This is a genomic window from Chitinophaga sp. LS1 (assembly GCF_034274695.1).
Taxonomy (GTDB): domain Bacteria; phylum Bacteroidota; class Bacteroidia; order Chitinophagales; family Chitinophagaceae; genus Chitinophaga.
In genome coordinates this window covers 121,517-144,187 of record NZ_CP128362.1, presented here as the reverse complement: position 1 = coordinate 144,187, position 22,671 = coordinate 121,517, and the positions used below count along the sequence as shown (strand labels likewise).

18 protein-coding genes are annotated in these 22,671 nt (G+C 44.6%); 16 read left to right on the top strand and 2 right to left on the bottom strand.

The window, feature by feature from the left end; genetic code table 11:
- The first annotated feature begins 4 nt into the window (after positions 1-4).
- The 6 genes from QQL36_RS00640 to QQL36_RS00615 all read left to right on the top strand — a co-directional run bounded on the left by QQL36_RS00640 (position 5) and on the right by QQL36_RS00615 (position 7,339).
- Positions 5-1,300: a RagB/SusD family nutrient uptake outer membrane protein gene (locus QQL36_RS00640; protein ID WP_083729803.1), complete on the top strand. Its 1,296-nt coding sequence runs from the start codon at positions 5-7 to the stop codon at positions 1,298-1,300.
- 187 nt (positions 1,301-1,487) lie between these two features.
- A complete protein-coding gene (locus tag QQL36_RS00635; RefSeq protein WP_321568580.1) occupies positions 1,488-3,449 on the top strand; it encodes a gliding motility-associated C-terminal domain-containing protein in 1,962 nt (653 codons plus the stop codon).
- 13 nt (positions 3,450-3,462) lie between these two features.
- Complete coding sequence (locus tag QQL36_RS00630) at positions 3,463-4,482, top strand: type IX secretion system membrane protein PorP/SprF (RefSeq protein ID WP_321568579.1); 1,020 nt, start codon at positions 3,463-3,465, stop codon at positions 4,480-4,482.
- 235 nt (positions 4,483-4,717) lie between these two features.
- Entirely contained in the window at positions 4,718-5,200 is a 483-nt protein-coding gene (locus tag QQL36_RS00625) for a c-type cytochrome (protein WP_083729800.1), read from the top strand.
- Between the two features lie 143 nt (positions 5,201-5,343).
- On the top strand, positions 5,344-5,655 hold the full coding sequence (locus tag QQL36_RS00620) for a hypothetical protein (RefSeq protein WP_321568578.1): 312 nt from the start codon (positions 5,344-5,346) through the stop codon (positions 5,653-5,655).
- Positions 5,656-5,803: 148 nt separating this feature from the next.
- The gene (locus QQL36_RS00615) at positions 5,804-7,339 is read left to right on the top strand and encodes a right-handed parallel beta-helix repeat-containing protein (RefSeq protein ID WP_321568577.1); all 1,536 of its coding nucleotides are present in this window, start codon (positions 5,804-5,806) and stop codon (positions 7,337-7,339) included.
- A gap of 16 nt (positions 7,340-7,355) precedes the next feature.
- On the opposite strand, the gene QQL36_RS00610 is transcribed toward QQL36_RS00615, so the two are convergent.
- Positions 7,356-8,066 (bottom strand): hypothetical protein, encoded by a 711-nt coding sequence (locus QQL36_RS00610; RefSeq protein ID WP_321568576.1) that lies wholly within the window; start codon positions 8,064-8,066, stop codon positions 7,356-7,358.
- A 114-nt stretch (positions 8,067-8,180) separates the two neighbouring features.
- Between QQL36_RS00610 and QQL36_RS00605 the strand changes: the two genes are divergently transcribed.
- The 8 genes from QQL36_RS00605 (at position 8,181) to QQL36_RS00570 (ending at position 20,105) form a co-directional block, all read left to right on the top strand.
- Positions 8,181-8,768: an RNA polymerase sigma factor gene (locus tag QQL36_RS00605; RefSeq protein ID WP_321568575.1), complete on the top strand. Its 588-nt coding sequence runs from the start codon at positions 8,181-8,183 to the stop codon at positions 8,766-8,768.
- 35 nt (positions 8,769-8,803) lie between these two features.
- Positions 8,804-10,084, top strand: coding sequence for an alkaline phosphatase family protein (locus QQL36_RS00600; RefSeq protein WP_321568574.1), 1,281 nt, complete (start codon positions 8,804-8,806; stop codon positions 10,082-10,084).
- A 242-nt stretch (positions 10,085-10,326) separates the two neighbouring features.
- Positions 10,327-11,481: a FecR family protein gene (locus QQL36_RS00595; RefSeq protein WP_083730176.1), complete on the top strand. Its 1,155-nt coding sequence runs from the start codon at positions 10,327-10,329 to the stop codon at positions 11,479-11,481.
- A 287-nt stretch (positions 11,482-11,768) separates the two neighbouring features.
- Entirely contained in the window at positions 11,769-15,038 is a 3,270-nt protein-coding gene (locus QQL36_RS00590; RefSeq protein ID WP_083730175.1) for a TonB-dependent receptor, read from the top strand.
- A 17-nt stretch (positions 15,039-15,055) separates the two neighbouring features.
- On the top strand, positions 15,056-16,564 hold the full coding sequence (locus QQL36_RS00585) for a RagB/SusD family nutrient uptake outer membrane protein (protein WP_083730174.1): 1,509 nt from the start codon (positions 15,056-15,058) through the stop codon (positions 16,562-16,564).
- Positions 16,565-16,582: 18 nt separating this feature from the next.
- Entirely contained in the window at positions 16,583-17,443 is an 861-nt protein-coding gene (locus tag QQL36_RS00580; RefSeq protein WP_083730173.1) for a PKD domain-containing protein, read from the top strand.
- Positions 17,444-17,527: 84 nt separating this feature from the next.
- On the top strand, positions 17,528-19,051 hold the full coding sequence (locus tag QQL36_RS00575) for a DUF4832 domain-containing protein (protein WP_321568573.1): 1,524 nt from the start codon (positions 17,528-17,530) through the stop codon (positions 19,049-19,051).
- A gap of 1 nt (position 19,052) precedes the next feature.
- The gene (locus QQL36_RS00570; RefSeq protein ID WP_321568572.1) at positions 19,053-20,105 is read left to right on the top strand and encodes a DUF5009 domain-containing protein; all 1,053 of its coding nucleotides are present in this window, start codon (positions 19,053-19,055) and stop codon (positions 20,103-20,105) included.
- 87 nt (positions 20,106-20,192) lie between these two features.
- Here QQL36_RS00570 and QQL36_RS00565 read toward each other — a convergent pair whose 3' ends face one another.
- Positions 20,193-20,708: a DinB family protein gene (locus tag QQL36_RS00565; RefSeq protein ID WP_321568571.1), complete on the bottom strand. Its 516-nt coding sequence runs from the start codon at positions 20,706-20,708 to the stop codon at positions 20,193-20,195.
- Positions 20,709-21,081: 373 nt separating this feature from the next.
- Here QQL36_RS00565 and QQL36_RS00560 point away from each other — a divergent pair, with 373 nt between their 5' ends.
- Together QQL36_RS00560 and QQL36_RS00555 are read left to right on the top strand one after the other, a co-directional pair.
- A complete protein-coding gene (locus QQL36_RS00560; protein ID WP_321568570.1) occupies positions 21,082-21,924 on the top strand; it encodes a rhomboid family intramembrane serine protease in 843 nt (280 codons plus the stop codon).
- The gene (locus QQL36_RS00555) at positions 21,921-22,601 is read left to right on the top strand and encodes a TIGR02117 family protein (protein WP_179091368.1); all 681 of its coding nucleotides are present in this window, start codon (positions 21,921-21,923) and stop codon (positions 22,599-22,601) included. Before QQL36_RS00560 ends, QQL36_RS00555 begins: the two co-directional genes overlap by 4 nt.
- The last annotated feature ends 70 nt before the right edge of the window (positions 22,602-22,671 follow it).

The following is a 22,671-nucleotide window of genomic DNA, read 5'->3' as shown; positions in this document are numbered from 1 at the left end:
ATTCATGAAAAGGTATATCAATAATTATAGCAGGTCAATCATGGCAGGGATCTTACTCTTCGCTGCTGCATCCTGCAAAAAAGAATATACAGATCCTTCCGGACCTTCATCAGGCAATGCACTCAGCTCTGCCAATGCACTGACGGATGTGGCAGTAGGTTTACAAAACTGGTACACTGCTGCAAGAACGGGAAATGTGTACACCAAGATAGCTGCCAGTAGTCTGCTCACAGGTGAAACCTATGTGGTGAACGCCGGTAATACAGACGAAAACCAGTTGTACCTGGGTGGAACCAATGTGCAAAACACCAATACCATCGTAACAGGTCTCTGGACGGTAAGTAACAAAATCATCTTCGATGCGAACAATGTGCTGAACAATGTGAACAGCGTGGTGACCGATAAGAGCTATGCCAGTGGGCTCATAGCCTACACCTCCATCTGGAAGGCGCTGGCCATTGGTGATATGGCGGAGTTCTGGGAGCAGGTACCGGATACAACAGGTACAAATGTTTCCTTCATCACCAATACTGCTGGTTATACCAAGGCTATTGGTATTATTGACAATGCCCTGGCTGCCATCAGTGCCAATGCAGTGAGCAGCACATTTACCAAAAATATTCCTGCGGGTATCGATCTGCAAAACACCCTGTATGCGCTGAAAGCACGCTATGCACTGTTTGCAGGTGATTATACCACTGCGCTGGCAGCAGCAAACCAGGTGACACTGAGCGTGACATCTACATACAATTACAATGCGCTGACTACAAATCCGATTTTCACACTGGTGACTTCTACGAACAACATCTATCAGGTCACTGATTCTACAATGAGTTTACCAGTAGGGTTACGTCCGGATGCAGATGACAAACGTTATCCATTTTACGTAACCATCAGCAGTAGTCCGCGTTTCAGAATCAAAGGTTTTTATACTTCTACTACACAGGCTATACCTGTATACCTGCCCGGAGAGATCACGCTGATCAAAGCAGAATGTTATGCCCGTCAGCATGATCTCGCCAATGGGTTGATTGAACTGAATAAAGTAGTGACTAAAACTGCATCGCAGGATGCATTTGGCGTAGGCGCTGCATTACCGGGTGAAGTGGCTGCTACAGAAAGCGACCTGCTTGATTTGATCTATAAACATCGTCGTATCGAACTGTTTATGGGTGGTCTGGCCCTGGAAGATGAGCGTCGGTTTGGCAGACCAACTACAGAGCGCAAGCGTTCTTACTTCCCGTATCCATTCGTAGAGCGGAACGGTAATACAAACACACCAACGGATCCATCATTCTAATAACCACTCTCAGTTCAAATCCCCGCTTCAGCCATGTGCAGAGGCGGGGATTTTCTGTTTCGTCTATGAAATTCGCCTTTCTGCATATTATTTTTCCCCATTAATTGTATTGGAATATTTTTGTCTTACCACTCGACCTAACATTCTGTTAATCTCAAAGCAATTTCCAAGGACTATACCTGTTATAATGATCATTGCTATCTTAAAGCGGAAGCGTGCAAGCGTGAACGCCAGTTTGAAGTGTTTGCTGTCGATGTTGTTGCTACTACTTTGCTCACACCATATGAAGGCTCAGTTGTGTACTGGTAGCCTTGGAGATCCGGTTGTTAGTATTGATTTTGGATCAGGTACAGCCTCCTATGGTGGTGCACTTGCTTCGGGTATTACTACTTACACCTATGTGGCGCAGGCCTTTCCCAGCGATGGATATTATACTATTGAGAGCTCAACAGCTGCTTCCGGTACTGTGTGGTGGAGCACCACTGACCATACTGGTGGCGGATATATGATGGTGGTAAATGCCGCCACCTCTGTAAAAGATTATTTCTACAAGAAGACAGTGACTGGGTTATGTGGTGGTACAACCTATGAATTTGCAGCATGGGTCGTAAACCTGTTGCGTTCACAGGATAATAATCCTCCCAACGTTACATTTTCCATTCTATCAACCGACGAATCTACTACTTACGGCTCTTACACCACAGGTTCTATTCCCCTTACAAGTGGTAGTGCCGTGTGGAAGCAATTTGGTTTTTACTTCACCACACCTACTGGTGTCACAGATGTAGAGATCAAGATCAGCAACAGTAGTCCTGGTGGCGCCCCAGCCAATGACCTCGCATTGGATGATATCACTTTCCGTGCCTGTGGTCCTACAGTTACGGCTTATACTACAGACGGTTCTTCTTCCAAAGAAGTATGTAAAGACGATACTACGGTATTTACATTCAATGGTACGGTATCCACCGGTTATTCTGATCCTGCCTATCAGTGGCAGGTAAGTACAGATGGCGGTACTACCTGGACAGATATCAGTGGCGCGACGAGTACTACTTATGTACGTCAGCCAACAGGCGCAGGTACATATCTATATAGAATGTCTGCCGCATCATCCACTAATATCAGTTCAACTGCCTGTAGGGTAAGTTCAAATACTATTACGATACAGGTAGATGATAGTCCTGATCCTCAGGCCAGCAGCAACGATCCTGGGTGTGAAGGCGATACGCTGGAACTGAGTTCATCTACATTTTCGGGAGCTACTTATAGCTGGACAGGTCCGAATGGATTCACCAGCAGTTTACAAAACCCCGTCATCTATGGTGTTACATCAGCCAACAATGGTGATTATATCGTGACCTTAACCACGGCCGTAGGTTGTGCCAATTCAGATACCACCAGCATCGATGTGAATGCAGCGCCATCAGCAGATGCGGGGGAAGATCAGAATATGTGTGAAGGCGCTACCGTAACGCTGGAAGGTAGCGGGGGCAGCACCTATCTATGGTCGCCCGCATCAACAGTAACAGATGCGACGAGTGCAACAACCAATGCATCTCCTACAGATACGACATCTTATATACTAACGGTGAGTAATGGCACCTGCAATGCGTATGATACTGTTACCGTGAATGTATGGAAACTGCCAACAGCCAATGCCGGGGCAGACCAGCGCATATTTGAAGGAGAGGCTGCACAGTTGTCAGGTACAGCCAGTGGTACAGATGTAAGTTATGCATGGACACCTGTTTATAATATTACAGATGCGACGATACTTAATCCAATCGTGACACCAACAGAAGACACTACCTATACCCTCACCGTCACTTCCAACCTGGGATGTGGAGAAGCAACAGACGATGTATTCATAAGGGTATACAAAACCATCATTATCCCCAATGCCTTTTCTCCAAATGGTGATGGAATCAACGATACATGGAATATAGCAAAGCTCGATACATATCCCGAAGCAGATGTCAATGTATTTAACAGATATGGACAGGTCGTATTCCATAGTCATGGCTATGGTACGGCGTGGGATGGTACTTACAATGGTAAGCCATTGCCGGTAGGTACTTATTATTATGCAATAGATCTGAAAATAGGATTTGGTAAGAATCCCAGTGGTTGGGTCGTGATACTCCGATAAGAAAACCAGCGATATGAATAAAGTGATCATTTTAGGTATCAGCATGCTGCTGGCGATGAATGGATTTGCACAGCAAAAGCCACACTATACCCAGTATATACTCAACCAGTATATTATCAACCCTGCCTTGTCGGGGATTGAGAACTATATCGATGTCAAGGTGAGTCATCGTCATCAGTGGACAGGCTTGAGTGGAGGTCCTGTCACTACCTATGTAACGATGCAGGGGCCGATCAATAAAAAAGATTATCGCACTACTGCTACTTCCTTCGCTGTACCGGGAGAGAATCCGCGTGGACAGCGCTATTGGGAGAATTATTCAGCATCCGAACCACATCACGGGGTAGGTTTGCAATTTATCAATGACGTGACAGGGCCGCTGACGAACCTGAGTGTATTCGGTACGTATGCGTATCATATCGGGTTGACACCCAGAACCAGTTTGTCAGCAGGATTTGGTGCGGGTTTTAGTCGTTTTAGTCTGAATAGTTCCGCCCTGAATTTTAATAATACCACTGTAGACCCCGTGGTATATTCCAGTGGAATACTGAACAGAACAAAGTTTGATATGACGGCGGGGTTATACCTCTATTCCGCTGATTATTTTATTGGCTTGTCTGCACAACAGATCGTGCCTAATACCCTGAGTTATTCAGATCATACCATCACAACGGAAACGGGTAAAACAGTACCTCATATCTTCCTGACCGGCGGTTACCGGTTTTTGTTGACAGAGGACTTAAACCTGACGCCTTCCCTGATGATCAAATATATCAGTCCCCTTCCCATACAGGTAGAAGTAAACACCAAGTTACAATACCATGATCTGATATGGATAGGGGCGAGCTACCGTCATAAGGATAGTTTTGCGGGTATGGTAGGTTTCAATATCTCCAATTCTGTGAACCTGGGTTACTCTTATGACAATGCTACAACGGCGCTGGCCTCTTATAACCGGGGTACCCACGAGCTGGTGTTGGGCTTTACTTTTGGCAATAAGTACGATGACAGTTGCCCCCGGAATGTGTGGTAACGCTGTGTGATCGAAACGTTAAATATACAGCTGAGATTCGGCTACTAGTGTGAAAAGCAGTAATTTTCCAGCGCTTTTTTCTTAAACCTTCAACTGTTGACAGCCTGCTCCGTTCATAGGGGCAGGCTATATTATTATCGGGAAATGTCATCCATTCGTCATTATAAATTTGTAATATCTGGGTAGTTTCCTAAATTCATTGCGGAAGCTTATAACTATTACAAAACCCATGGTCATGAAATTCAAGAAGTCACTTGTGGTGCCATTGTCATTGATATTGGCAGTGTCACTTTGTTCACTTTCGTTGCCCCCTGAAGAGAAGGCAAAGAATCTGAAAGTTTTGCCTAAAAACATCAGTCATGAAGACCTGATGCAGACAATGCATTTGTTCAATAAGTCATTGGGCGTAAAATGCGATTTTTGTCATGCTCATTCCAAAGACGATCCTAAGAAGTTGGATTTTGCCAGTGATGTATTGGAAGAAAAAGAAACGGCCAGGGACATGATGAAGTTGACAATGCGCATCAACAAAAAGTATTTTAAATCCGGTAAGGATGAGAGTGGTAAGCAGATTATGACTGTTACCTGCTACACCTGCCACAATGGTCAGAAAGAACCGGTTGCTACCCCTCCGGGCGGTAATGAGAAAGGTCCTCAGGGTCCTCCACCTCCAGGTGCCCACGATGGTCCGCCACCACCACCTCCGGCAAATCATTAATTTCTTTTCCGGCAGACAGCAGGCCCTGGCTGCCGGAAATATTCTTGTTTGAAATCAGAAAACTTTTATCTTTATTACAACAAGTTCCACTGTAGTTTTTAAATTTAATCTCAAAACCACAACGCACAACAAAACTGATTGTTATGACTATGTTCACAACACTTACCGCACTCGCCGTACTATTCTTTGTCGCACATGTTATTCTTTTATTCACCTCCTTTGGTAAAAATGGTTACCAGAAGAAACGTTATTTTTATTCTCACCTCACCCTCTGGATTACGGGCGTATTGCTATTCTCGCTGGCTGCTATGTATGCTGGTAAGCAGGTTTCACCTATCCTGGATGTATTTGACACTATTGGTAAACAGGTGCTGATACTGGGTGGTGTAGTCATATTATCACTCACTGCACACACTATTGTCCGCTACCTGATCATGCCCCGGTTTGTAAAATAATTTGAAGCATATGCTTTGATAAATAGCCGCCTTTGAAAAAGGGCGGCTATTTTTTTATGAAATTAGCGGTCCTATCTATTCTCTCCATCGTCTTTATAGTGAAAGCAGCTTTATTAATCGAAACCCGTTAACCAAACTTTAAATTGCCATGAGAAAAACCCTCTTGATTGCCTGTAGTGGCTTGCTGATTCTCTCTGCCTGTAAAAAGGATGTGGAAGAAAAGCTGAAGAACACCACTACCACCGCCGTGACCACGTCCTCAGTCACGAACTTTTATGTAAATGGCACCACTGGGAGTGATGCCAATGCAGGAACCTCAGACACTTTGCCATTAAAGACTATCCAGGCCGCACTCTGGAAAACCACCGATGGCGCAGGTGCCACCATCTGGGTTGCCGCCGGTACCTACAAGGAAAAACTCTGGTGGCCTTACTCAGGAGCAGACTCCACGCATCCCATTACCCTTACCAACTATGATGGTGGTACGGTTGTGCTGGATGGGGTAAGTGCTTCCAACGGTGATCAGAAAGCCATGATTGCCGTGGTTTCCAAAAGCCATGTCCGGATCAACAACATTACCGTGGCGAACAACATTACTTCCAGCGCTGTAGGTATTCTCTTCCAGGGGAGTGGTACAGACATCCAGGTGACAGGTTGTAAGATCTACAACATCGGTTGGACCACCGATTCTACGGCCGTACCTTCTTCTACAGACAATGCCAATCCGCTGATGGTATGGGGTGATGCACTCGCCTCTTACAACAAGGTCTACATTGGCAGCAACCAGATTTACAGTTGTAATACCGGGTATAGCGAAGGGCTGACCATGGCTGGGAATGTGGAGAACTTCCTCATCGAAAGCAATGTGGTACACCATATTCGTAACATCGGTATTGATATGACTGGTCACTATTCATGGGCAAATACCAATGATAGTGTGAATATGGCCCGCAATGGGAATGTGAAATACAATATTGTGTACAACTGTATTTCCCCTGTTGCATTGAATGGTGGTATTTATGTAGATGGTGGTAAGTATATCAACATCGAAGGCAATATCTGCTATAATAATTATGCAGGTATCTCAGCCGGTTGTGAAAACAATAACTACACCGCTACTGGCATCAACATTCATGACAACTTCATTTACAACAGCAGGAATGCTGGTATTCTTGTTGGTTCTAACCAGGCTAACAGTAAGGTGACGTATTCTACCATCATGAACAATTCCCTGTATAAGAACTATACAGATGGTGGTTGGGGTGGAGAGATTAGTCTGCAGAATACAGATTATCTCACCATCAAGAATAATATTGTTTACTCCGCCAGCGATATCATGATCATTGCATTGTGGGGGTATTCATTTACGAATCTGGTGAGTGATTACAACCTGTATTATGGACTGTCAGGTACTTCAGCATCAGCTACATTCGACTGGTATCCTACCAGTACTACGTATGGTTCACTGGCGGCATTTACAGCTGCAACAGGGTTGGATGCACATTCTACTTATGGCAATCCAAATTATGTAAGCACTACGAATCTGCACCTGAGCAGTACGTCTCCGGCTATCAATGCGGGAGATCCTTCATTTGTGTTGGGTTACCAGGAGTATGATATTGATAAACAGAGCAGGATACAGAATAGCAGAGTGGATAAGGGCGCGGATGAGACTGCGTATTAATTATTAAGTTGTCGCTTCAGTCTATGGACAGGAGCGACAGCTTTTTACCTGTCGTGTCATCCAGGTAAACGGCGTCAGCGAGTGTCTCCTGCTGGGTTACGTTGGAACGTCCGGCGTTCTTTGAACTGGCAGATCTCGTCCATTTGCAGGAATGGATATCTACAATAGCATTGCTTCCGCAGGATTTGCAATAAGAAAACCTGATCTTAATAATATCCTGTGGTTGGGTCGGGCCATAGGTTGGTAATTTCTGAAAGTTAATATTTGGCAAAAAGCTAAATGGAGGGGCTTCCTTATTAAGTTTTTTCTCATGCTTGTAATATTCTCCGGCATTTAGTACATAAAAGGTTTTATTGGAATAGTATTTCCCACATTTCTCACAGTAGTAATCCAAATAAAGTAGCATGGTCAGGGGGAGCAGCAGTACGAGTGATTCCCATCCGCCATGACCGAACAGCCATGTCACTCCACATAAAACAACGCCTACCCCGGCATTCACATTTATGTTTCTGCTATGATTGAAGCGCCTGAACAGGTAAAATACGAGGAACAACCATATTACCAATAATAGAAGGGCGACTGCCCAACCGCCCGAAAATCCACCTGGTTTCATGGAAGTACTATAAAAAATCCCTCCGCCAATGCAGGCGATGAGTGCCAGTGTGCTGGCTATAATAAGCGATTTCCAGTCAAATTTTCCAGAAAAATGGTAGTGGGATTCGGGCATATAGGGAATAAATTGGGAATAAAATTACTGAAACAATGGTTCAGTTTAATTATTTTTAGCAGGATAACATCAATTCAAAGCAGCTAAAGGAGCGATAGTCGGGTTTATTTACGCATGCAGGCTACCACGGATACGGAATTACTACAACGACTGCGGAAAGGGGACGAAAGTGCCTTCCGGCAGTTATATGACCGGCATAGCAGGCCGGTAGCTGCGTTTATATACCAGTTAACCCACTCGGCAGTAGATGCCGAGGATATTCTTCAGGATACCTTTCTCAAGCTCTGGACCAGCCGGGAACAGCTTCCAGCCATCGATCATATTGGCAACTACATCTTTATCATTGCGCGCAATAAAACGGTCGATCACCTCCGCAAGGTGGCCCGCCAGCAGCAACTGGTAGACCAGGTATGGGCCAATATCTCGGAAGTGGCGGATGCCCTCGACCTGCAACTCGATGCCAGGGAGAGCCAGCAACTCATTTTCAATGCCCTCGCACAATTGTCTGATCAGAAACAGACTATTTTCCGCCTCAGCAGGGTAGAGGGGCTGAGTCATGATGATATTGCCACAAAGCTGGGTTTGTCAAAAAGCAGGGTCAAGAATTTACAGGTAGAAACCCTGAAGCATATCCGTGTGTTCCTGTCACGTTATGGAGGTCCGCTGGGGGTACTCCTGTTCACATGCTTAATGAAAAGCTAACATACAATTCATTGAATAATTTCCATTTTTAGGGCATGAAACATTTATTTATATGTCTGTTGCTGGCAGGTACAGTCAGCGCACAATCCAAACGCGAAAAGAAAGTGGTATTTGTCATTGCAGATGGTATTCCTGCTGATGTGATAGAGAAAGTAGCCACTCCCAACATAGATAAGATCATTGCTGCCGGTACCTATACCCGCATGCATGTGGGTGGTGGAAAAAGTACCTACTCCGAAACCCCGACCATTTCCGCTGTAGGGTACAATAGCCTGCTCACGGGGACCTGGGTGAATAAGCACAATGTACCTGACAATGATATCAAAGATCCGAATTACCACTATCATAACATCTTCCGCTTATTCAAAGAGGCTTATCCTACCAAGCAAACCGCGGTTTATTCCAGCTGGGAAGATAACCGTACAAAACTCGCCCTTTCTGAATATGTAGACCTACATGCAGATGGTTTCGAGCTTGATACCATCAATTTTCATCATGATAAGCAGCGCGATTTCATGCATGCTATCGATGAAAAGGTGATCACAGAAGCCGTAGCAGGTATCAAAAAGAACGCGCCATCTCTCAGCTGGGTTTACCTTGAATATACCGACGATATGGGCCATATGCATGGCGATAGCCCTGAATTCTACAAAGCGGTGAGCCTGATGGATGCACAGATGGGGAAGTTATGGGAAGCGATCCTGTATCGCCAGAAAAATTATGCCGAGGACTGGATGATTGTCATTACTACCGATCATGGTCGTGATGAAAAAACAGGTCGTGATCATGGCGGTCAATCCGTTCGCCAGCGTAGCACCTGGATGGTGACCAGTTATCGCCCGTTGAATAATTATGCAAAATATTACGAACCCGGGATTGTGGATATCATGCCTACTATAGCCCGTTATTTACAAATCAATGTACCTGATTCTGTAGCCCGTGAAGTAGATGGTACTTCCCTTATCGGAAAAGTGGCTATCGCCCAGGCTGCAGGAAATTTAATTCAGGGGAATATAGATTTGAAATGGAAAGCGCTGGAGGATAGTGGCAATGTGAAGATATGGGTGGCAGCGACAAATAATTTTAAGGCAGGAGGTCAGGATGAGTATAGATTATTAAAGGTGGTGCCTTTAAAACAGGAACACGCATTGGTGGATGTAAAGGATTTGAAAGATGCAGAAGGTGTAAAAGATGCAGAAGGTGTAAAAGATGTAAAAGGTGTAAATGATCTGATAGATGTAAATTCCTTAAATGCTTCTTTCTATAAAATAGTCTTAGAAACGCCCTCCAACACCGTCAACCTCTGGCTCAAATAATAACTGTTTTACAGCTGATAACGGCTTTTGCCGATAACCGTCTTTGCTGGTGACCGTCTTTGTCGCCGGCCGAATTTGGAGCAGGCTGCAAGCCTGCTCCAGATTCGGCACCTCAAAAAAATCGGGTTTTGCCGAAGGCAAAACCCGATTTTTTTGGCAGCAGCAGTATGTTTTTTTGCCTTTTTTAAAAAATTATTATCTTTTCACGGTCCTTCCCGATTTTTCACACGTCTTTATATTATATGCCAGAGCATCAGCCAAGAATACAATATTTGTTGGGTCGTTATGTGAACAGATCCTGCACCCGCGAGGAGCTGGATGAGCTATTTACCTACATCAATAACGAACAAAACGAAGAGACCTTAAACAGCCTTTTCGCCAGCTATGCTGATACGGCGTCTACTGCTCCTGACATAGACTACGAAAACGTATACAGCCAGCTTATCCCCCCTCGCAGCCGGATCATCAACTTCCGCCGCCTGGCAGCAGCTGCTGTATTATTATTACTGGCAGGCTCCGCCTTCTGGTACCTTGGCCACACCCGTAAACCACAACCTTTACCTGTCGCCAGCAAGATCGAAAAAATCATAACACCCGGCTCCAACAAAGCCACCCTTACCCTGGCAGACGGTACCGTCGTTACTTTAGACAGCGCCGGCAACCAAACTATTCACCAGGGCAACCAATCCATCAAACAGCAAAACGGACAATTACTATACACAGCACAAACAAACTCAGGTACTGTACATTATAATAAGCTATCTACCCCAAGGGGAGGACAATTCCAGATCGTATTACCCGACGGAACTAAAGTATGGCTCAACTCAGCTACCACCCTCCGGTATCCAACCGCTTTCACCGGCGCTACCCGCGTCGTGCAACTGGAAGGCCAGGGTTATTTCGAAGTAGCACCCAACGCCACACATCCTTTTCTCGTAAAAGTACCTTCCACACAAAGGGACAGTATGGAAATACAGGTACTGGGTACCGGATTCGATGTCATGGCCTATGCCGACGAAGCCACCGTCAATACTACCCTCATTTCCGGTAGTGTCAGAGTAAAAGAAGGAAACACACTACAAACCCTGCAACCCGGTCAACAGGCTGTCATGGACAATGATAATCATGCCATCACAGTCAGACCCGCAGATATCAAAAAAGTTACCGCGTGGAAAAACGGTGTGTTTGTATTTAATAACACGGCTTTGCCAGCCATTCTTAGAGAAGTCGCCCGTTGGTATGATGTGGAGATTGTTTACACTGCCAAACCTAGCGCAGAACTATACGGAGGGGGAATCAGCAGAAACCTGCAATTATCATCAGTATTACGTTTGCTGGAAGCAAGCGGATATAATCACTTAAAATTAGAAGGGAGAAAAGTCATCGTATTACCGTAAACAATTAAACCAAAATTTAAAGCTTATTACCGAAAGGTATCTGAACCAAAATTTAGTATAGACCAAAATTTAAAAGCAGCAGAAGAATACTAAAAAGCAGCCGCTAAAAGGGATACCTATTTAAAAACCGGAGACGCTCGCAACATCCCCGGTTTAATTATCCGGCATTCCTTGAATAATCACTGTAAGACCATTTAAGTACTACCAAACACTACAAAAGTATGCATTTCGATTGTAATGTAATGGCCCGCTGTGTGCGCGGGCTATCAACCAAAATTTGCCTGGTTATGAAATTGACCGCCCTAGCTCTTCTGGTCACCTGTTTGCACGTTAGTGCTGCAGGATATTCCCAGAAGGTCACCTTAACGGTAAAAGAAGCGCCGCTCCAAAAAGTGTTTGCTGAGATCATCACTCAGACAGGAGTATCTATTGTTTATTCTGAAAAGGTATTGTCGAATACAATCCCTGTATCTTTTCAGGTCAAAGATGCCAATGTACAGGATGTGCTCGACCTATGCCTTAAAAATCAACAGGTTGCTTATTCTCTGGAAGGCAACAGCTTCGTGATTCACAAAGCCCGTATTGCGCCTGTTCCCGAAGTGTCGATGGCTGATACCACTATTACTGTATCAGGCAGGGTCACTACCGCAGAGGGTGCTGCATTGCCCGGTGCCACTGTCATGGTAAAAGGTTCCCGCAAAGGTGCACAATCTGATGGAGAGGGTCGTTTTACCATCCGTGATCTGAATAAATCTGATGTATTGATCATCAGCAATATTGGCTTCGCTACAAGAGAGTACCCGGTTGCTGGTGTACATGGCAGTATCAACATCCTGATGGAAGAAGATACTAAAAAGTTCAACGAAGTAGTGGTAGTAGGTTATAGTGATAAGAAGAAAGGTGAACTGACCAGTGCGGTGACTGTGGTGAACGCAGAGAAACTGAAAGACGTGACCACCAATGACCTAGGTAGTATGCTACAGGGTAAGGTGGCTGGTCTGCAGGTTGTAAATAGCTCAGGCGCACCTGGTGCTGCTTCCGAAATCAGACTGCGTGGCGTTTCTTCTGTCAATGCCTCTCAGAGCCCACTGGTGGTAGTAGATGGCATCATCGGTGGTAATTACGATCCCAACGATGTGGAAAACGTAACAGTACTGAAAGATGCAGGTGCGACTGCTATGTATGGTTCTCAGGCAAATGCAGGTGTCATCATCGTAACGACCAAAAGAGCAAAACTGGGCAAAACACAGTTCGAAGCAAAAGTGACCACAGGTCTTCGTAAACCAGACTTTGGTAAGATGAAGATGATGACTGGGAGTCAACTGTATGAACACCAGAAAGAATACTACCGCGATTACATTCCGGGTACTACGAACAACTCCTATAAAATTGATATCCTCAAGTTTTACGGTGAGCGTCCGCAAACCCTGCGTGATCAGAACTACAGCTGGTTAAATACGATGTTCAGCACAGCGCCTATGCAGAACATCTATATCGCTGCCAGCGGTAGCACCGAAAAGAATGACTATTATACAGCCCTCACTTACTACAATGAAAAAGGTACATTCATGAACACAGGTTACCAGCGTGTAAACCTGCGTGCAAACTCTACCTACCATTTCACGAAAGATGTGGCTGTAACCAACAATATTAATATCAGTGGTACCAGTGGTAAATCCTATAACTATGAAGATGTGTATTATGCATATCTGGGTATGCCATGGGATAACCCCTATAACGCCGACGGATCTCCAAAATATGTAGATGGTAGCTCCACATTCAAATGGTGGTCCAGGGATAAAACAAACCCTGTACATACCGTTGCGAACTCTTCGCATCCTTACAAAAGTTTCGATGTCAATTATGACCTGGGACTGAATGTAAACATCACACCATGGTTAACCTTTACCAGCAGCAACCGTGGTGCAGTCAACTATTCCAAATCGAAAGATTATTATTCTCCTGAAACGGTGGCTTATCACAATGATGGCTATCTCTATGAATACAGTACCCTTGGATATGGTCTGGTTTCAAATGACCTCCTGAAGTTCAAATTCAGATTTGGTGATCACTCCCTGACTGGTTTAGCCGGTGTGGCTATTGAAAACAGCAAAACAGAAGTACTGGGCGGATCAGGTAGAGGATTACCTTTAGGTCTGCAGGTATTGAATGTGGTGTCTAACACACAGATGGTATATGGCTCCTCAGATCAGTCTATCATCCAGTCACTGATCTCACAGGTGAGTTATGGTTACAAAGAGAAGTACTTCCTGACAGGATCTTTCCGTATAGATGGATCTACTGCATTCCCTTCCAATAAGCGTTATGGTTCCTTCCCTGCAGTATCTGCCGGTTGGGTTATCAGCAATGAAGATTTCATGAAGGATACCAGATTTGTGAATAACCTGAAACTGAGAGCCAGCTACGGTGTAACAGGTACTCAGGATATAGGTTCTTCCCGTTACCTGGGTCTCTACTCGCTGAGCAGTCAGTATAATGGTTCTACCGCAGCAACGCCATCACAGTTGCCAAGTCCGAACCTGACATGGGAAAGCAAGCAGCAGATCAACGTAGGAGTGGACCTGAGTGTGCTCAACAATCGCCTGAACATCACTGCCGATGCTTATAATAATATCACTAAAAACCTCCTGCTGCAGGTATCTCAGCCGTTGTCAGTTGGTTTTGAACAACGTTGGGAAAACGTAGGTCAGGTGGTGAACAATGGTATTGAACTGGGCATCAATTCTGTGAATATCCGTTCAAAAGATTTTGAATGGAGCACAGATTTCAGCATCAACGTCAATACCAATAAACTGCGCCAGTTGCCTAGCAGCATTACCCGTACACAATCTACCTGGAGTATCTCACAGATCTATCGCAACGATGGTAACCTGTATGAATTCTATATGCCTAAGTGGTTGGGTGTAAACAAAGAAACAGGTGCACCACAGTGGGAAGTAGTGAACTATGATGCAAATGGTAAAGTAACTTCCCGCGAAGCGACTTCAGACTATGCCAGCGCTACTTATCAGGAAGTAGGTTCTGCGCTGCCTAAGCTGCAGGGGGGGCTGTCTTCTACCTGGAAATACAAAGGCTTCAGCCTGAGTGTGAACACTTATTTCATTACTGGCAACAAAGTATTCAGTAATTCTCTGCGCTTTGTAGAAAATGATGGTAATGAACCTTACTACAACCAGATTGTGCTGCCATCCAGTTACAAGATCTGGACTAAGCCAGGAGATGTAGCGACAGAACCCAGTCCACAGAATGCGGCTAATTCTACAGAAACATCTACCCGTTTCCTGAAGGATGGTAGCTTCCTGTCTATCCGCAATATTGCACTGGCTTATCAGTTGCCTAAATCATTGGTAAAAAAATGGTTGTTGAATGATGTGACGGTATCCCTGACAGCAGATAATGTTTATACGTTTACAAAGTTCCTGGGTCAGGATCCAAATACATCCATCACTTCCAGTGCTTATGTGATGCCGGGTGTTTCGGATTTCAAATATCCTAACAACCGCCAGTTTCTGTTTAACATCAACATCAGGTTTTAGTTAAAAACTATCAGGCCATGAGAACAAGATTTTTCTTTATCATACTTACATTACCCGTCTTTCTGGCCAGCTGTCTGAAAGATGTGAGTCCAAGTGATGCACTCACTACAGAAGATCTGACCAGTACTGTAACTGGTATGAAAAATGCGCTAAACGGAGCCTATGCTTTATTCAAGGACCACATGGATTTTGCCGGTGGTTCGGATGATAACAATATGTACCTGCGCCAGTATTTTCAGATGAATGATTTTGCCAGCGATGACATTGTATGTGGGCAGACTACTACAGATGCTTTTTACTATAGTTTTTCACTGGCGCATACACCTACCCAGACGAACAGCCGTTTTTTCTGGTATGTGTCTTACAAGATCATTAGTGATGCTAATACCGTGCTTGAAGCGGCATCAGCTATCGACAATCCGAGTGATGAGGTGAAGCAGATGATTGGAGAATGTTACTTCCTGCGTGCATGGGCGACCCTCGGACTGGCGCGTTTTTATGCAAAACCATATACACAGGATCCATCTTCCGCAGGTGTGATATTGCGGACTTCTACCAGTGAACCGTCATCCAAAGCCAGGTCAACGGTGGCAGAAACATATGCACAGATCATTTCCGATGCAGAAATGGGAGCTAGCCTGATGAATACATCACGTGGTGTGCAATATGCTTCCAAAGAAGCGGCATATGCACTGTTGTCAAGAGTATTCCTCTACGAAGATAATACGGACAGCACTACATATTATGCGAACCAGGTGATCAATTCAGGCCGCTTTACACTGGAAACGGCATCAGGATTCCCTTCTATGTTTGCAAATGCAACTTCCAGTACAGAGACCATTTTCTGTGTAGCTTTCACGACAAATGACGATTATAAAAAAGCGTCTATTGCATCTATGATCTACACAGATGGTACATCCGGCTGGGGTGAGGAATTTGCCACCACTTCTTTGAGAGATACCATGGCAGACCATCCTGAAGATGTACGCTGGGATTACATCGTGCCGTTCACAGATGCAGATGGAAATGTTTCTAAAAAGAATGGTATTGAAATGTACATGATCTCCAAATTCTCCGGTCAGGGTAATAGTCCAACCTTAAGTTCTCCTATTCTGTTCCGTCTGGCAGAAATGTACCTGAACAGGGCAGAGGCCGAAGCGAAGGCTGGCAATACAGCTGCAGCACTGGATGATGTGAACACGATCCGTAAAAACCGTGGTCTGGAAGATGCACAGTATACTGCTGTACCTACAGGGAAAACTATCCTGGATGTAGTGTTGAAAGAAAGACGTATAGAACTGGCATTCGAAGGTCACCGTACATTTGATGTATATCGTAATAAGTTGTCACTGAACCGTACTTACTGGGGGTATCACCTGCCGGGTCTGAAAGAATCCGATATCAATCTGTCAGTATTGCCTACCAATTATGATAATATGATCATCAACTGGGACAATACCAAAACCATCTATTATATTCCGATAGATGAGATGCAGACAAATACATTGTGCACACAGAATCCTTAACACTTAAAGCCGTATATCATGCGTTTCAATAAATATATCGTGATAGCCCTGATACTGCTGGTAGTAGCAGGAGCCTGTAAGAAAGATGATAGTACCCCCACCGCCGATGTGTTTTATGCAGTAGCGGTAGACGGGAACAACGTTACCTTTACCAATCAAACAACGGGTGCCACTTCCTACAAATGGGATTTTGGTGATGGTGATTCCTCCACAGAAGCAAGCCCGGTGCACACGTATCCCGGCAAAGGGAAGTATGTACCTACCTTGTATGCATATACACAGGGAGGTAAGGTGAGCGAGGGATCAACAGTGATTAACATAGCTAAGACATCGCCTGTAAAACTGGATGATAATACATTGTCAGACTGGGATACAATTTCTACCTATGTAGTTACACCGCCTGCATCAGAAACCTACTTTAAGAAAGCGAAGTTTGACTATGATGCGAACTATATATACATATATTTAGAAGTAAATGCAGTGGCGAATTCCGGCAACATTTACGACTTCTACATGGATACAGATAATAACAGCGGCACTGGTTTACTGACTGGTACCTTCCCGGATGGTGGTTATGATGTATTGTTAGAAGGGTCAGTATTTGGGAGTTGGTTAGATGCTTTCAACTTTGCAGGAGCCACGCAGCAGGCATTTTCATGGTCATCTTCAGGTGCATCCGAGTTTTATACCACAGGTGCTACCGCGCAGGATGGGAGTACCTTTAAGTTTGAAATGCGGTTGTCCCGTTCCAAACTCAAAGGTCTGGCTGCAACCACAGCCTTCAGAATTGGTATCGAAGCGACAAAGAGTGATTGGTCGGCTACCCTGGGCGATTTACCGGGTGGTAAGCAATCATCTGTCTTAGTCACATTTGAATAAATTTTTGCCGTAGCTGGTAAAAGGGGGCAGGGAGGCAATACATTGCATGACCTGCCCTTTTTGTTTAACATTAAAGATAATTTCATGAGGGCGATACGCTTATTATTCCCATTTATATTGTTGGCTGTAGCTTGTGATAAGACCAGCGGCGGAGATAATACTGTGGGTAAAGACAGTACGACAATCACCTATACTGCGAGTACTGAAGATTTTCCGAATCCTGAAAGAGGTTTTTATAGATATTCTGAGACGACTGTGGATAACTTTACGGCACTGGATGCTGCTACGCTGGCTACTTACAAGAGTGGTGCGACACCTTCAGGCGGTAGTTTTAGTGTGATGAGCACATTGGTGTTCCGGTATTTTATTATGACGGGGTATACAGGTAAATCATTACCTGCTACATTTCTGACGAATCTTAGTAAAGACTTCGCAACTGCGCGTGCAGCAGGTGTGAAACTGATACCAAGGTTTACTTATACGATTAGTGTAACAGCAGGTAGTTGTCCGGAAAGCTGGATCTGTACCCCTTATGGCGATGCGCCTAAGAGTGTGGTATTGAATCATATCAGCCAGTTAAAACCAATATTACAGGCAAATGCCGATGTGATCGCCACTGTACAGTTAGGTTTTATAGGAGTGTGGGGAGAGAACTTTTATACCGATTATTTTGGAGATGCTTCTTCCAACGGGCAAAAGCAATTGCTGGATAATAACTGGACAGATAGATCAGACGTGTTGAAAGCGATGCTGGATGCATTGCCTGCAGATAGAATGGTGCAGATCCGTTTGCCACAGTTAAAGCAGAAATTTGTGTATGGGGTAAGTGCTTTACCGACTTCCAGTGCCATGACGGCAGATGAAGCTGCGACAGGCACCGACAAGGCAAGGATTGGTTTTCACAATGACTGTTTCCTGTCCAGTGCAAATGATTACGGCACCTTTGCAGATTATGGCAGTTCTTCATCCGCACCGGTAGAAGCAACGACAGCCATGCGGAATTACACCTCAATGGATAGTAAGTATGTGGTAGTAGGGGGGGAGACCTGTAGCGATGCTTATAGTCCGCAGAATGATTGTGAACCTTCAGGACATGCAGAGCAGGAGTTTAGTGATATGCATTATAGTTTCTTAAATGCTGATTACAATGCAGATGTGAATAACGACTGGCAAACAGGTGGATGTTTAGATAATATCAAGCGTAAACTGGGATACAGACTGTTGTTGAAAGATGCTATCTTACCAACTAAATTAGCTACTACCGATTCGCTGTCAGTTACCATACATTTACAGAATGTGGGTTATGCAGCACCTTACAATCCACGGCCAGTACAATTGTTGTTGCGCAATACAGAGAGTAAGAAAACAGATACATTGACATTCACGACAGAGGTGCGCAAATGGCTGACGGGTGATGTAACTTTAAGACAGTCCTTTAAATTACCTGCAGGTATTACAGCAGGCACATATGAAGTATTGCTGAACTTACCGGATGGTTATAATTCGCTGCGCAATATGCCGGCTTATAGTATTCGGCTGGCGAATGAAAATGTTTGGGAGTCTACGACTGGTTACAACAACCTGAATCATAAGATCACAATCCAATAATATGATAAAATCTTCCGGACGTTTATTATCACTTGATGTAATGCGGGGTATCATCATGATCCTGTTGGCAGGAGAGAGCTGTAGGGTGTATGATAGTTTGCATGAGGTATCGCCGAATGCCTTTATAGCGCAGTTTTTTCATCATCCATGGCATGGGTTGCATTTCTGGGACCTGGTACAGCCGGCGTTTATGTTTATGGCGGGAACAGCGATGTATATTTCTTATGAAAGCAAATTGCGGAAGGGGGTAAGTTGGGCACAGAACTTCAAACATATATTAATACGAAGTCTGAAGTTGTTTATCTGTGGTGTAGGTTTGCATTGCATTTATGCGGGCAGGCCGGTGTGGGAGTTGTGGAATGTATTGACACAACTGGCATTTACGAGTATCATTGCTTATTTGTTTATCCGTAATTCATTCACGGTACAGATCATCGTAGGGTTCCTGTTAATTATGCTCAATGATGTATTGTACAGAACGATCCTGGTACCGGGTTTTGAACAGCCGTTTGTAGAGTACCACAATTTTGGTGCATACATGGATACGGTATTGATGGGTAAAATAAATACAGATGGCTGGGTGGCGATCAATATCATTCCGACGGCAGCACATACTTTGTGGGGCATGGCGGCTGGTAAGTTGTTAACCACCTCCCGCACGGGTGGGCAGAAGACAATGATTTTAATCGTCGCGGGTTTAATAGGATTAATACTGGGCTTTGCAGCAGACTGGTTTGAACTGTCTCCGATCATTAAGAGAATTGCTACAGCCGGATTTGTATTAGCATCAGTAGGATGGATATTATTGATCTTAGCATTCCTGTATTGGTGGATAGATATTAAGGAGCATAGCAAATATACATGGGTAGCAGTGGTAGTAGGTATGAATGCGATCTTCATTTACCTCTTCTTTGAAACGGTGGGTGGACAGTGGTTGAATGGGGTAGTGGCTATTTTTGTTCCGATAAAAGTATTATCAGCTTTTGTGACGTTGGGGTTAGAATGGGGATTGTGTTATTGGTTATACAAACGCAACATCTTCTTTAAGTTATAAAGCATTCATGAAAACGGGAATTCTCCAACGGGCATGAAATCTATTTTCAAAAAAGGGCGCTGATTTAATTCATGCGCCCTTTTTTGTTTATAAATATCTTTCTTTCAGAATTTGCATATGGTGCAGTTCATGACCGGCCATAATATACAGGATCGTTCTTACTGAAATAGGGTTACCGGCGGAGGTGCCTTTTATTGCTCCCTGTTCTTCAGTGAGATTTCTCACAATGAAATAATTCGCTGTTCTCACCGCTTTCATTTCTTCTGCAAGGTCCTTTATTGTTCTTGCATTTGCATCAGACAGTGCGACATAATCATCCTGCTCAAACCCGGGTAATCCTTGTTTTTCTCCCCTGATAAATGCCAGCAGGCGGTAGCCAAAGATCCTTTCCGTATCGATAATGTGGCCTAAAACTTCCTTCACGTTCCACTTGCCCGGTGCATAGGCATAGGCGCCTTTTTCCTCTGGAATACTGGTATAAAACTCATATCCCTTGTCTTTCAGTTCAAGTATTACCTGCTGTACAGGTGCATCGCCCACCTGTTTAATATAATTCATTTGATAATCAACGAATTCTCCTGGTTGTGGTTGGGTAGTTATCATGGCGGTAAATTTAGGTTAATAATACAAAAATAATTCTTCGCCAACCGAAGCAAACATAGACCTCTTCGGCTGTAGCAAATATAAACCTCCCCGGCGGTAGCAAGCATAGACCTCTTCGGCTGTAGCAAGCATAAACTTCTCCGGCGGTAGCAAACATAAACCTCTTCGGCTGTAGCAAGCATAAACCTCCCCGGCGGTAGCAAGCATAAACCTCCTCGGCTGTAGCAAACATGAACCTCTTCGGCCCTAGCAAACATAAACCTCTTCGACGGCCGGCCGCAGGGCTCCCACCGGAAAAAGACGTTGTTGCCTGTGGCATCCGTGTCTTTTCCCGAAAATTTCGTAATTTTATCATTATCTCAATACCGCAAAAATGGGGACAATCGGACTTACCTGTTTGTTAATTATCATTGTTAATATCATCGTCTCGTTCAAAGGATTCAGGGACCCTTCCTTCTTTGCCCGCTACGCCTTCGATGTAGACGGCATCCTTCTTTACAGACAATACGACCGTATTATCAGCGCTGGTTTCCTCCACGCCAATAAAACGCATCTTTTCCTGAACATGCTGGCCTTATTTTTCTTCAGTACCAGTTTAGAATACTTTCTCAGCAATGAGGCATACCTTACCATATATTTAGCCAGTCTGATAGGAGGGAATCTACTTTCGCTCTTCCTCCACCGTCACCACGGCGATTATACCGCCATTGGTGCCTCTGGTGCTGTCAGCGGCATCATCTTCGCCTCCATCGCCATTGAACCCGGCGTACACATAGGATTGTTATTCCTTCCTTTTCATGTACCTGGCTGGCTCTTTGGCATTTGCTACGTATTGTATTCCATCTACGGTATTCGTTCCCAGCGTGACAATATCGGGCACGATGCACACCTTGGCGGCGCCATGGTCGGCATGCTCACCGCCTTGTTGTTCCAGCCACTGGCAGTAATATATAATTACGGTACTATATTATTAATACTCCTGCCGGGCATATTTTTTATCTACATGGTTATCAGGCATCCGCACCTGCTGCTGGTGGATAACCTGTATTTCAAACGTCATCACAAAGGTGACCTCACCATCGAGGATAGGTACAACTCTGCCAAGGTAATAAGAGAACAGGAAATAGATGGTCTACTGGAAAAGATCCATAGAAATGGCCTCCGCAGTCTCACCAAAAAAGAGAGGAAAATATTGGAAGACAACTCCAAATTATGATAAAGAAAGTACTGAGAATAGCATTATTTACGATCCTTACACCTATTGTACTCGTTTGCATCTATCTCTTATCGGCCTGGGGGCTTTCCCGCATCACGGTTGCAGCCGAGCCATCAGAGCATAACAATATACCGATGTACATCCTCACAAACGGTGTACATACTGACCTTGTCATCCCTGTCAGAAACGAACAGATCGACTGGAGCAAAAGTGTACTCTTCGCCAATACCATTGGCAAAGACACCACTGCTGAATGGATCGCTTTTGGCTGGGGAGATAAAGGCTTTTACCTCGAAACGCCTACCTGGGCAGACCTGAAGTTCAGTACGGCCTTCAAAGCCGCTACCGGGCTAAGCACCGCTGCCATTCATGCTACCTTTTACAAAAGTCTGCGTGAAGGAAAAGATTGTATCCGCACCAGCATTGACAGCGCCAGATACGCAAGACTGGTTGCCTACATCCAGCAAAGTTTCAGGAGAGATGACAAGGGGCAGATTATGAACATTGTTACGAATGCGAACTATGGCCGCACTGATGCATTCTACGAAGCTAAAGGAAGTTACAGCCTGTTCCATACCTGCAATACCTGGGCGAACAGCGGCCTCAAAGCCTGTGGTCAACGTGCCTGTCTCTGGACGCCTTTTGACAAAGGAATCTTTTATCAATACAGGAAATAGCAGTAGTGTATCATTTTGGATTTAGTCTGGCCGGCCGCAGGCCCTTGCCGAATCACCTGTGCAATTGCCG